This is a genomic window from Frigoribacterium sp. CFBP9030, from assembly GCF_034045195.1.
Classification (GTDB): Bacteria; Actinomycetota; Actinomycetes; order Actinomycetales; family Microbacteriaceae; genus Frigoribacterium.
The window spans coordinates 1-12,258 of record NZ_JAXCWG010000025.1 but is presented as its reverse complement, the minus strand read 5'-3'; the positions used below and the strand labels follow the sequence as shown (position 1 = coordinate 12,258).

At 71.4% G+C, this 12,258-nt stretch carries 12 protein-coding genes; 2 read left to right on the top strand and 10 right to left on the bottom strand.

Going from position 1 to position 12,258, the window contains the following annotated elements; translation table 11 throughout:
* Nucleotides 1-291 precede the first annotated feature (291 nt).
* The 5 genes from SOM13_RS15265 to SOM13_RS15245 form a co-directional block, all read right to left on the bottom strand.
* Nucleotides 292-1,308 carry a YeiH family protein gene (locus SOM13_RS15265; RefSeq protein ID WP_320480206.1) on the bottom strand — a complete coding sequence of 339 codons (1,017 nt, stop codon included), beginning with the start codon at nucleotides 1,306-1,308 and terminating at the stop codon, nucleotides 292-294.
* Nucleotides 1,309-1,320: 12 nt separating this feature from the next.
* Nucleotides 1,321-2,091 carry a fumarylacetoacetate hydrolase family protein gene (locus SOM13_RS15260; RefSeq protein ID WP_192061534.1) on the bottom strand — a complete coding sequence of 257 codons (771 nt, stop codon included), beginning with the start codon at nucleotides 2,089-2,091 and terminating at the stop codon, nucleotides 1,321-1,323.
* Nucleotides 2,088-3,215 carry a branched-chain amino acid aminotransferase gene (locus tag SOM13_RS15255; protein WP_243215723.1) on the bottom strand — a complete coding sequence of 376 codons (1,128 nt, stop codon included), beginning with the start codon at nucleotides 3,213-3,215 and terminating at the stop codon, nucleotides 2,088-2,090. Before SOM13_RS15255 ends, SOM13_RS15260 begins: the two co-directional genes overlap by 4 nt.
* A complete protein-coding gene (locus SOM13_RS15250; RefSeq protein WP_320480205.1) occupies nucleotides 3,212-4,327 on the bottom strand; it encodes a 3-isopropylmalate dehydrogenase in 1,116 nt (371 codons plus the stop codon). Before SOM13_RS15250 ends, SOM13_RS15255 begins: the two co-directional genes overlap by 4 nt.
* Nucleotides 4,328-4,393: 66 nt before the next feature.
* Nucleotides 4,394-5,923, bottom strand: coding sequence for an MFS transporter (locus tag SOM13_RS15245; RefSeq protein ID WP_192061537.1), 1,530 nt, complete (start codon nucleotides 5,921-5,923; stop codon nucleotides 4,394-4,396).
* 148 nt (nucleotides 5,924-6,071) lie between these two features.
* Between SOM13_RS15245 and SOM13_RS15240 the strand changes: the two genes are divergently transcribed.
* Nucleotides 6,072-6,635: a TetR/AcrR family transcriptional regulator gene (locus SOM13_RS15240; protein WP_320478143.1), complete on the top strand. Its 564-nt coding sequence runs from the start codon at nucleotides 6,072-6,074 to the stop codon at nucleotides 6,633-6,635.
* A gap of 23 nt (nucleotides 6,636-6,658) precedes the next feature.
* Here the strand turns inward: SOM13_RS15240 and SOM13_RS15235 are convergent, their stop codons facing one another.
* The 5 genes from SOM13_RS15235 to SOM13_RS15215 form a co-directional block, all read right to left on the bottom strand.
* The gene (locus SOM13_RS15235) at nucleotides 6,659-7,702 is read right to left on the bottom strand and encodes a lactonase family protein (RefSeq protein WP_320480204.1); all 1,044 of its coding nucleotides are present in this window, start codon (nucleotides 7,700-7,702) and stop codon (nucleotides 6,659-6,661) included.
* Nucleotides 7,703-7,706: 4 nt separating this feature from the next.
* Nucleotides 7,707-8,078, bottom strand: a complete 372-nt coding sequence (locus SOM13_RS15230; protein ID WP_192061539.1) for a chorismate mutase — start codon at nucleotides 8,076-8,078, stop codon at nucleotides 7,707-7,709.
* A gap of 88 nt (nucleotides 8,079-8,166) precedes the next feature.
* Nucleotides 8,167-8,586, bottom strand: a complete 420-nt coding sequence (locus SOM13_RS15225) for an organic hydroperoxide resistance protein (protein WP_320480207.1) — start codon at nucleotides 8,584-8,586, stop codon at nucleotides 8,167-8,169.
* 2 nt (nucleotides 8,587-8,588) lie between these two features.
* Nucleotides 8,589-9,224 (bottom strand): GNAT family protein, encoded by a 636-nt coding sequence (locus SOM13_RS15220; RefSeq protein WP_320480203.1) that lies wholly within the window; start codon nucleotides 9,222-9,224, stop codon nucleotides 8,589-8,591.
* A 13-nt stretch (nucleotides 9,225-9,237) separates the two neighbouring features.
* Nucleotides 9,238-10,524 carry an adenylosuccinate synthase gene (locus SOM13_RS15215; RefSeq protein ID WP_320480202.1) on the bottom strand — a complete coding sequence of 429 codons (1,287 nt, stop codon included), beginning with the start codon at nucleotides 10,522-10,524 and terminating at the stop codon, nucleotides 9,238-9,240.
* Between the two features lie 123 nt (nucleotides 10,525-10,647).
* Between SOM13_RS15215 and SOM13_RS15210 the strand changes: the two genes are divergently transcribed.
* Nucleotides 10,648-12,180, top strand: coding sequence for a xylulokinase (locus SOM13_RS15210; RefSeq protein WP_320480201.1), 1,533 nt, complete (start codon nucleotides 10,648-10,650; stop codon nucleotides 12,178-12,180).
* Nucleotides 12,181-12,258: the final 78 nt, after the last annotated feature.

Here is a 12,258-nt window from a genome sequence, read left to right as displayed (position 1 = left end):
GACAATCCGCCACACGTCCAAACCTCCACGCATCCCGGGCGTGTCGCCGCCGAAAACCCCGGAAACATCACGATCCCGCCCCAGAACGCCGCACACGGCGTCTCCGACCCGGTCGACGGAGCCGGCGGACGCCTCGACGAGGGCGTCCCCGCCGCACGTGTCGGCTCTCCAACCGGGCAGGCGGACACGCGGCTACCCGGCTACCCGGCTACCCGAACACCCGGGACACCGGGACACCGGGACACCGGGACACCGGGACACCGGGACACGATCGAAGCGTGCGACCCGGACCTACGCCAGCGGCAGCAACTGGACCGCGCCGAGCGAGACGACCGCGATGAACAGCCACGACGCGAGACCGACGGCGACCGCGCGGCCTCCCGTCCGGACGAGCTTCTCGAAGCGGATCCCGGTTCCGAGTCCGAAGAGCGCGAGTCCGAGCAGAACCGTCTGGGCCACGTCGGCCGCACCGATCACGGTCTCGGGGATCGGCAGGAACGTGCGGATGACGACGGCGATCAGGAACCCGACGACGAACAACGGGACGATCGGCGGTCGCGTACCCGCGCCTCCCCCTCGTCGGCGGATGACCACCGAGGTGATCGCGACCACGGGTGCCAGCATGACCACCCGGGTCAGCTTGACCACGACGGCGATGGCGAGCGCGGAGGCTCCGGCGGTCTGAGCGGTGGCGACGACCTGCCCGACATCGTGGACGCTCGCCCCGGTCCAGGCGCCGAACTGCATGTCGGTGAGCCCGAGCGCGGCGCCGATCGGAGGGAGTATCGCGATCGCGGCGGTTCCGCAGAGAGTGACCAGGGCGACGGGCGTCGCTGCGTCGCGCCCTCGATCCCGAGTGACTGCGCTCATCGCACCGATCGCCGACGCGCCGCAGATCGAGAAGCCGGCCGCGAGGAGCAGCGGCTGATCACCGGGGAGTCGCGCCCACCGGCCGAGAGCCCATGTCACGAGGAACGTGGCCGCGAGGATCGCGATGACCACGACGATCGTCAGCCAGCCCAGACCGGCGACGTCGACGAGGCTGAGCTTCAGACCGAGGAGCACAACTCCGATGCGCAGCAGTCGCTTGGCCGAGAGGGTCAGACCCGGAGCGAGGACCCCGTCGAGAGCCGATCGAGCCTGCGGGATCTGCGCCACCAGGATGCCGAGCAGCACGCAGACCGTGAGGATCGGCGCCGCCGGAAGCACCAGATGCACACCCCACGCCAACCCCAGGGCGATCGCCGCGACCGCCACCCCCGGCACCCATGGCGCGCGTCGGCGCGAGATGTCAGGGGTCGAGGTCACGGGGAGTCCGGGTCAGACGCGGTTCTTGGCGGGGTTGATCAACGAGCCGATGCCCGAGATCGCGACCTCGACGGTCTGACCGGAGGTGAACGGGCCGATGCCGGCAGGGGTGCCGGTGAGGATCACGTCACCCGGCAGCAGGGTGAACACGTCGGTCACGTACTCGATCAGCTCGGGGATCTTGTGGATCATCTGCATCGTCGACTCGCGTTGCATGACCTCGCCGTCGACGCGGGTCTCGATGGTCGCGTCGCTCCAGTCGAACTCGTTCTCGATGTACGGACCGAGCGGCAGGAACGTGTCGTACCCCTTGGCGCGCGTCCACTGACCGTCGCTGTTCTGCACGTCGCGAGCCGTCACGTCGTTCGCGATCGTGTAGCCGAAGACGACGTCCTCGTAGTTCTCGGCCTTGACGCGCTTCGCGATCGAGCCGATCACGATGGCCAGTTCACCTTCGAAGTCGACCTGACCGACGTCCGGCGGCAGCTGGATCGAATCGCCGAAGCCGATGACCGTCGTGTTCGGCTTCATGAACAGGAGCGGCGCCTCCGGAGGGGTCTGCCCCAGCTCGTCGGCGTGGTCGTGGTAGTTCAGGCCGACCCCGACCACCTTGGAGCGGGGGATGACCGGCGCGAGGATCTTCGCCGACCGCAGCGAGATGCGCTCGCCCGTGGTCTCGTAGCCGCTGTACATCGGGTCGCCCGCGAGCACGATCAGCTCGCGCTCGTCGACGATGCCGTAACGGGGGTCTTCGCCGGGGGTTGCGAACCGTGCGATCTTCATGCGTCGAGCCTCGTCATCCATCCGTGAACATCGGGTCGCCGACCGTACTGGATGTCGGTCAGCTCGGCACGGAGCGACATCGTCAGCTCTCCGCCTTCGGCTGCGGGAGAGCCGATGTGCACGCCCTCGCCCTTCAGTTCGGCGATCGGCACGACGACCGCGGCGGTGCCGCACGCGAACACCTCGACGATGTCGCCCGAAGCCACACCGTCGCGCCACTCGTCGAGGGTGACCCGTCGACGCTCGACGCGGTGCCCCCGCGCCTCAGCCAGTTCGAGGATCGAGTCGCGGGTGATCCCCTCGAGGATCGAGTCGCTGTCCGGGGTGACCAGGGTGCCGTCCCGCTTGACGAGCACGACGTTCATGCCGCCGAGCTCTTCGATGTAGTTGCTCTCGGACGAGTCGAGGAACAGCACCTGCTGGCAGCCGTTCTCGTAGGCCTCCTGCTGCGGGAGCAGGGACGAGGCGTAGTTGCCGCCCGTCTTCGCCGCACCCGTGCCTCCTTTGCCGGCCCTCGCGTAGTTCGTCGTCAGCCAGATCGAGACCGGCGAGACGCCGCCCGTGAAGTACGCACCCGCGGGGCTGGCGATCACGTGGTAGGCCACCTCGTGGGCGGCGCGAACACCGAGGAACGCCTCGGTCGCGATCATGAAGGGCCGCAGGTACAGGCTCGTCTCGGGCGCTGAGGGTACCCAGTCGAGATCGGCGCGGACCAGCTGCCGGACGGACTCGACGAAGTCGTCGGTGCTCAGCTCGGGCAGGGCGAGCCTGCGCGCCGAGCGCTGCAGCCGCCGGGCGTTCGCCTCGGGGCGGAACGACCAGACCGACCCGTCGGCGTGACGATAGGCCTTCATGCCCTCGAAGATCTCTTGCGCGTAGTGCAGCACCGAGGCCGACGGGTCGAGCTGCAGCGGGCCGTAGGCGTGGACGGCCGCTTCGTGCCACCCGCCCTCGAGGCTCCAGCGGATGGTGACCATGTGGTCGGTGAAGTGCTTGCCGAAACCCGGGTCGGAGAGGATGACCTCTCGCTCGGCCGCATCGCGTGCGGTCGACGACGGCCTGAGGTCGAACTGCAGACCGAACCCGGACGAGGTGCCGTCGGTCGGAGCGTCGGTGGTGGTCATGATGCCCTTCGAGCAGAGGCGGAGGAGGACGCGGACGGCGCGGGGCCGGCGGTCTGCAGACGCTCGGCGATCGCCGAGCCGATCTCGGCGGTGGTGCGGGGGGCCGCCGAGGAGGCGCGGGTCGAGCGGTCGGCGATGTCGCCCTCGACCGCGGTCGTCACGCGTGCCGCGGCGTCGGGCAGCCCGAGGTGCTCGAGCAGCAGGGCCACCGAGAGGATCGCCGCCGTCGGGTCGGCCTTCTGCTGCCCGGCGATGTCGGGGGCCGAGCCGTGCACCGGCTCGAACATGCTCGGGAAGACGCCGTCGGGGTTGATGTTCGCCGACGCCGCGAGACCGATGCCCCCGCTGACGGCGCCCGCGAGGTCGGTGAGGATGTCTCCGAAGAGGTTGTCCGTCACGATGACGTCGAACCGCGACGGGTCGACGACGAGGTGGATGGTGGCCGCGTCGACGTGCTGGTAGTCGATCGTCACGTCGGGGTACTCGGCCGCGACCGAGTCGACGAGCCGCTGCCAGAGGCCACCGGCGAACACGAGCACGTTGGTCTTGTGCACCAGCGTGAGACGACCGCGCCGAGCCCGCGCCTTCTCGAACGCGAAGCGGACAACGCGCTCGACGCCGTGCGCGGTGTTCACGCTGACCTCGTTGGCGATCTCGTGCGGCGTGCCCTGGCGGAGGACCCCGCCGTTGCCGACGTAGGGACCCTCGGTGCCCTCTCGGACGACCACGAAGTCGACCTGGCCCGGATCGGCGAGGGGCGACGGGACACCCGGGTAGACCAGCGTCGGACGCAGGTTGACGTAGTGGTCGAACGCGAATCGCAGCTTGAGCAGCAGACCGCGCTCGATGATGCCCCCGCGCAGACGCGGGTCGCGCGGATCGCCGCCGACCGCGCCGAGCAGGATGGCGTCGTGCGACGACAGCGCCTCGAGGTCGTCGTCGGTCAGGATGTCGCCCGTCTCGAGGTAGCGGGCCGCACCGAGTCGGAACTCGGTCACCTCGAACACGGCGTCGTCGCCCGTCGCGGCGTCGAGCACCTTGAGAGCCTCGGCCACGACCTCGGGGCCGATGCCGTCGCCGGGAACGGCGGCGAGTCGGACGGTGCGCGACATGGGACTCCTCAGCGTCTCGGGATGGACCGGCACCACTTTACCCGTGCGCACCGACACCGCAGACGGTCAGTCGTGGGCCGACGCGCGACGCAGGGACACCAGCGCCACCACGACGGCGACGACCATCACGCCGGCCCCGACTCCGGCGGTCGCGACGAGACCCTCGTCGAAGGCGTGGGTGGCCGCGTCGAGGAGGCGACCGGCGACGGAGGCGTCGAGGGACCCCGCTGCGGACACCGCGCCTCCTAATGTCTCTCGGGCGGCGTCTCCGGCCTCGGCGGGCACCCCGTCGGGGATCACGAGGCTGCCCCGGTAGATCGCCGTGAGCATGCTGCCGAGCACGGCGGTGCCGAGCACGGCGCCGACCTCGTAGGCGGTCTCGGAGACGGCCGACGCCGCCCCGGCGCGGGCCGGCGGGACGGCCGCGATGATCTGATCGTTCGAGATCGTCTCGGCGGCCCCGACCCCCAGCCCGACGAGCGCGAACGCGACGACGAAGAGCACCACCGGCGCCTCGGCCCCCGACAGCCACACCGTCGCGTACCCGATCGCGGCGGACGCCAGCCCGGCGGCGACGATGACGCGCGGTGTCACCCTCCGGACGATCGGCACCACGATCAGACCGGCGACGATCATGACCGCGAGACCCGGCACCAGGGTCAGGGCCGCCTGGAGGGGCCGCAGCCCGACGACCAGCTGGAGGTGCTGCGTCGTGAAGAAGAGGAACCCGACCAGCGAGAGGATGGCGAGCAGGTTCACGACGATCGAGCCGGCGAACACCGGGTTCGAGAAGAGCCGCACGTCGAGCAGCGGGCGCTCGCGGCGCAGCTGACGGCGCACGAAGAGCCAACCCGAGGCGATCCCGAGGGCGGCGAGGGCCACGACGTCGACACCGGGGCCGTGCGTCGCCAGCAGTTTGATCGCGGCGACGACCGGCGCCATCGCCGTGAGCGAGAGCAGCACCGACACGGGGTCGAACGGCCCCGGCTCGGGGTCGCGGCTCTCGACGAGCAGGATCGGGGCGAGCACCAGCAGCGGCACGAGCACCGGGACCGCGATCAGGAAGATCGATCCCCAGGCGAAGTGCTCGAGCAGGATGCCCCCCACGATGGGCCCGAGCGCCGACCCGGCGGCGAACCCGCTCGCCCAGATCGCGATCGCCAGACGACGCTGGTCGCGGTCGAGGAACGTGCTGCGCAGCAGCGAGAGCGTCGCCGGCATGATCATCGCGCCGAAGAAGCCCAGCACGGCGCGAGCCGCCACCAGTGTGCCGGCGTCGGGCGCGAAGGCGGCCCCGAGCGACACCAGGGCGAAGCCCGAGGCGCCGATCAGCAGCAGCCGCCGGCGACCGAACCGGTCGCCCAGGGACCCCATCGCCACGAGCAGCCCCGCGAGCACGAGCGAGTAGACGTCGACGATCCAGAGCTGACCCGCCGCGCTCGGACGCAGCGCGGTCGAGATCTCGGGCAGCGCGAAGCTCAGCACGGTGTTGTCGATCGACACGAGCAGCACCGGCAGCATGAGCACCACGAGGGCCGCCCATTGGCGGGTGCCGGCCCGGGTGGGCGTGCCGACGGCGGAGGAGGCGCGGGTCATGGTGCGGGGTCGCTTTCGTGATGAGTGGCGGGGCGGGACGGACGGGGCCGCGGGCGGAGTCGGGCGGGATCGTCTGGCGTCGACGCGTGCTCGGCACCGGAAACCGTCCAGGCGGTACAGTAAACCGTCTGGACGGTACAGTATCAGAATGAGTCCTCGACCGTCGGCCCGCGAGAAGATGCTCGACGCCTTCGAACTGCTGGTCGTCGACGGCGGCGAACGCGCCGCGACGTTCGACGCCGTCGCCGCGTCGGCCGGCGTCTCGAAGGGCGGGCTGCTGTACCACTTCCCCAGCCGCGAAGCGCTCGTCGACGGCGTCGTCGACCGGCTCGCGGCACTCCTCGACGACGACGTGCACCGCATGACCACCGCCCCCGACGGGGCGATCGACTACTTCCTCCGCACCTCCTCGCCCCCGCCCGTCATCGCCGAGGCGCCGTTCGACCGCTGCATCAGCACCGTCGCCCACCTCGCCTCGAGCGGTCAGTGGCCGCGTGCCGTCGACGCGCTCACCGACATGCAGCAGCGCTGGTACGACGTCGTGCTCGACGCGGTCGGCGACCCCGCCGTCGCGCGCATCGTGTCGCTCGTGTCGGACGGCCTCTACTTCGGACCGGGGCAGTCGACGGCGGCGTCGGGGGCGGTCGACCCGAACCGCGCCTCCATCGACGAGGTCATCGCGGTGCTGCGGCGCCTCTCCGACGCACGCTGAGACCGGGTCGGGTCAGCCTCGCGTCAGCCGACGACGATGCAGGCGGGGCTGCCGATCGAGAAGACGTCGACGGGCGCGCCGGGCAGACCGGTCTCGGGGTCGAGCGGGAGCACCGACACCGTGTTGGAGGCCTGGTTCGCGCAGTAGAGCATGCCGGGGGTGATGGCGAAGTGACGGGGCCACTCACCACCGCAGGGCGCCTCGCCGACGAGGGCGAGCCGGTCGCCCTCGACCGAGAAGACGCTGATCGTGTCTCGACCGCGCGTCGCGACGTACACCCGACCGGCGTCGACCGCGACGTGCGACGGCAGGATGTCGGGAGTCGACGACGATCCCTCGAACACCTCGACCGAGTGGTCGACGACGAGCTTCTCGCCGACGCGACGGAGCACGTGCAGTCGCGCATCGAGCTCGCCCACGACGACGAGCCGGTCGTCGAGCCACACGAGGTGCCGGGGCCCGGAGCCCGAGGGCAGGGGGTGGACGGCGATCTGCTCGGGGTCGAGCGTGATCGGGTCGACGACGTACTCGACGAGCCGGTCGGTGCCCAGATCGCTGACGACGATGGTGCCCCAGGGCGTCGGGGTGGCCTGGTGGGCGTGCGGGCGCTCCTGCCGATCGAGCACGGGGCCGTGCCCGACGGGCAGCGCGAGCGATCGAGTCACCCGGGCCGGGTCGGACGGGTCGCCGGAGAGCACGCCGATGCCGCCGGCCACGTAGTTCGCGACGACGAGGGCGCCCGACACCGGATCGACGACGAGATGGCAGGGAGAGGAGCCGCCCGAGGAGGCGCTGCTCGCGGCCACGAGGGAGCCTGCGGACACCGTGTACGACAGCACCCGGCCCTCGGCGGTCTCGGACGCCGCGTGCAGGGCCCCGTCGACCACGACGAGGAACGACGGGTCGTCCGCCTCGACGACCTGCGCGGCCTGCCACGGGACGCCCGGCGCCGGACGCTCGAGCACCGTGATGCCCGCGCCGCGGCCGCCGCTGGTCGGCGTGTAGGAGCCGATGTAGAGGCGCTCGGGCGCGGGGACGGCCGTGCCGTCGAGGCCCGGGGTGCTCATCGCGTCAGCTCCGCCCGCCGGCCGCGGGGCCGGTCGGCTCGGTGCCGTTCGCGATGCGCTCGTGATGGTGGATGACCTCGCCGACGATGAAGTTCAGGAACTTCTCGGCGAAGGCGGGGTCGAGGTGCGACTGCTCGGCGAGCTGACGCAGCCGCTGGATCTGGACGCGCTCGCGCTCGGGGTCGCTGGCCGGCATGCCCGCCGCGGCCTTCAGGTGACCGACCGACTGCGTGAACTTGAAGCGTTCGGCCAGCAGGTGGACCAGCGCCGCGTCGATGTTGTCGATGCTCTGCCGGATGCCGGTCAGTTCGTCGATCGCTGCCCGGTCGGTGCTGCTGAGGGGGCTGTCCGCCCCGAGAGGACTGTCGAGTGCCATTCACCGAGCCTAGCGAAGGCAGCCCCCACGAGACCGAGGAGGCGCGCCCCGGGATCTCGGGGCGCGCCTCCTCGGTGGGGTGCTCGGGTCAGTCGACCAGGGTCAGCGTGACCTCGACGTTGCCGCGCGTGGCGTTCGAGTACGGGCACACGTGGTGCGCCGCGTTGGCGAGCTCTTGACGACGCTCGGGCTCGACGTTCGGGGTGTAGATGTCGAGCTCGACGGCCAGGCCGTATCCGCCCTCGCCGTTGCCGCCGATGCCGACGCTCGCGGAGACGGACGAGTCGGTCGTGTCGACGCCGAGCTTCTTGCCGGCGCCGTGCATCGCACTGAGGAAGCAGGCGGCGAAGCCGGCCGCGAACAGCTGCTCGGGGTTCGTGCCCTCGCCGGAACCACCCAGTTCTTTGGGCGGACGGGTGTCGAAGTCGAGACGGTCGTCTTCGCTTCGGACGTGACCGTCACGGCCCCCGCCGGAAGCGTGGGCGATGGCGGTGTATGCGATTTCCAGTGTCATGCGAGCAAGCGTGTTCCACGAGTCTGGGCGCTTGCTGAGGAGGCCAGCCGCTGCTCGAGACCGGCCCGCACACCCGGCCATTCGTCGACGAGGATCGAGTAGACGGCCGTGTCGCGCCACGACCCGTCGGCCCGACGCTGCATCCGCCGCTGCACGCCCTCGAAGGTCGCGCCGAGACGGAGGATGGCCGCCCGCGAGCGGTCGTTCAGCACGTCGGCCTGCAGCTGGATGCGGCCGAACCCGTGCTCGAAGGCGTGACCGAGCACGAGCAGCTTCGTCTCGGCGTTGACGCCGGAACCCCAGACCTCGGGCGCGTAGGCCGTCCAGCCGACGTGCGCCGACTCGTTCGCCAGGTCGAACAGCCCCAGCGTGGTCGTGCCGACGAGAGCCCCCGAGGAGGCGCTGCGCACGCCGAACACGCTGGCGGACTCCCATAGCAGGTAGCCCTCGACGAACCGCGCCCAGTCGTCGTAGTCGGCACGGTAACCGGCCGGGCCGCCACCCCAGCCGCCCGCGAACACCTCGGGGCGGCCGATGGCGGCGTGCAGCTCGGGCAGATCGGAGGGTTCGAGCGGACTCACCGTGACGAGAGAGCCGGACAGGGAGGCGGGGGCCGGGCGACGCGCGGTCATCGGACCGACCGGGTCAGCCGAGCAGGTCGTGACGGACGACGATCGCGTCGCGACCGGGGCCGACGCCGATGGCCGAGATGCGGGCGCCGCTCATGGCCTCGACGGCGAGGACGTACTCTCGGGCCGCCTTCGGGAGGTCGTCGAAGGTGCGGGCGCCGGTGATGTCTTCGGTCCAGCCGGGGAAGTCCTCGTAGATCGGCGTCGCGTGGTGGAAGTCGCTCTGCGAGACGGGCACCTCGTCGTGGCGGACGCCGTCGACGTCGTACGCGACGCAGACCGGGATCTTGTCGAGACCGGTCAGCACGTCGAGCTTGGTCAGCACGAAGTCGGTCACGCCGTTGATGCGCGCGGTGTAGCGGGCGATCGGGGCGTCGTACCAGCCGCACCGACGCGGGCGACCGGTCGTCGTGCCGAACTCGAAGCCGTTCGCCCGCAGGAACTCGCCCGAGGCGTCGAAGAGCTCGGTCGGGAACGGGCCGGCGCCGACGCGCGTCGTGTACGCCTTGACGATGCCGATGACGCGCTCGATGCGGCCCGGTCCGATGCCCGAACCCGTCGACGCACCGCCGGCCGTGGCCGACGACGAGGTGACGAACGGATAGGTGCCGTGGTCGACGTCGAGCATGGTCGCCTGACCGGCCTCGAACAGCACGATCTTGTCGGCCTCGAGCGCCTGGTGGATCTCGAGCGCCGTGTCGGCCACCATGGGCCGCAGCCGCTCGGCGTACGACAGCAGCGACTCGACGACCTCGTCGACCTCGATGGCCCGACGGTTGTAGATCTTGACGAGCAGGTGGTTCTTCTGGTCGAGCGCCGCCTCGACCTTCTGACGCAGGATGCCCTCGTCGAAGATGTCTTGGATGCGGATTCCGACGCGGTTGATCTTGTCGGCGTAGGTCGGGCCGATGCCGCGACCGGTGGTGCCGATCTGGCGCTTGCCGAGGAACCGCTCGGTCACCTTGTCGAGCGTGCGGTGGTAGTGCGTGATGACGTGCGCGTTGGCGCTGACCCGCAGACGCGAGACGTCGATGCCCCGGGCGATCAGCGCGTCGAGCTCGTCGAAGAGGACCTCGATGTCGACGACGACGCCGTTGCCGATCACCGGCGTCACGCCGGGCGAGAGGATGCCCGAGGGCAGCAGGTGCAGCGCGTACTTCTGGTCGCCGATCACGACCGTGTGACCGGCGTTGTTGCCGCCGTTGAACTTGACGACGTAGTCGATGCGGCTCGAGAGCAGGTCGGTGGCCTTGCCCTTGCCCTCGTCGCCCCACTGGGCTCCGATGATCACCACTGCGGGCATGGTTGCCTCCTCATGTCGGGGGAACGCACCGGCTGAGGTGCACTTGAGTCTATCGACAGCCTTCTCACAGCTGCCCGGCGACTGTACTGGCGCATTTGTGGTCTCGTACGACAAACTACGGGGATGAGTCTCGTCGCCGGGGTCGACTCCTCGACCCAGAGTTGCAAAGTCGTCGTCCGTGACCTGTCGACGGGCGAGCTCGTCCGGCAGGGCACGGCCAAGCACCCCGAGGGCACCGAGGTGCCCCCCGACGCCTGGTGGGAGGCGCTGGTCGCCGCGATCGCCGCGGCCGGCGGCCTGGACGACGTCGCGTCGATCTCCATCGCCGGGCAGCAGCACGGCATGGTCGCGCTCGACGCCGACGGCGAGGTCGTGCGCGACGCGCTGCTCTGGAACGACACCCGCAGCGCCCCCGCCGCCCGCGACCTGATCGCCGAGATCGGCGCCGACGAGTACGCCCGGCGGACGGGCACCGTGCCCGTCGCGTCGTTCACCGCCACGAAGCTGCGCTGGCTGCGCGACGCCGAGCCCGAGAACGCCGCCCGGGTCGCGGCCGTGGCCCTGCCGCACGACTGGCTGACGTGGCGACTGCTCGGGTACGGGACCCGCGCCTCCTCGGCTCTCGGCCCCGACCTCGACGCCCTCGTCACCGACCGCTCGGACGCCAGCGGCACCTCGTACTGGAGCCCCGCCGACGACGGGTACGACCTCGAGCTGTTCGAGCGCGCCCTCGGGCGGCCCGGGCGCGAGGCCGTCGGCAGCGATCGAGGTGACGCGTCCGGGGGTGTCGTGGCGGGTGACCGGACCGAGAGCGTCACCTCGGCGACCGATGGCCGCGTCGTGCTGCCTCGCATCCTTCAGGCCGAGGAGGCGGCGGGCACGACGATCGCGCACGGTGCCGTCCCCGCGGGGATCGTCGTCGGTGCGGGAGCGGGCGACAACGCCGGCGCCGCGCTCGGGCTCGACGCCACCGTGGGCGACCTCGTCATCAGCATCGGCACGAGCGGCACGGCCTTCGCGGTCACCGACTCCCCCGTCACCGACCCGAGCGGCACCGTCGCCGGGTTCGCCGACGCCGCCGGCGGGTACCTCCCGCTCGTCGCGACCCTCAACGCCGCCCGTGTGCTCGCCTCGATCGGCTCGCTGCTCGGCGTCGACCACGACGAGTTCGCCCGACTCGCCCTCGCGGCCGAACCCGGCTCGGGCGGGCTGTCGCTCGTGCCGTACTTCGAGGGCGAGCGCACCCCCGACCTGCCCGAGGCGACCGCCACCCTCTCGGGGCTGACCCTGGCCTCGACCACCCGCGAGAACCTCGCCCGCGCCGCCGTCGAGGGGATGCTCTCGGCGCTCGCCGACGGCGCCTCCGCCGTGCGCGACCAGGGCGTGGACGTGCGCCGCGTGCTCCTGATCGGCGGGGCGGCCCTCAACCCCGCCGTCCAGGCCGTCGCCGCCCAGGTCTTCGACGTGCCGGTCGTCGTGCCCGAACCCGGCGAGTACGTCGCCGACGGCGCGGCCCGCCAGGCGGCCTGGGCCCTCTCGGGGAGCCGGCCCCGATGGGGGCTGTCGACCAGCGCCTCCTTCGATCCGGAGCCTCGACCGGGCATCGGCACCCGCTACCGCGCGGCCCAGGCGCTGGGGTCGCTCGCGCGCCCGTAGGCGTGCGGGGTGCGGCGGGTTCCCGTCATCGGCGGGGGGGCAGCGCTGGCCCGCCGCCGATGGCGCGGGCCCGCCGCA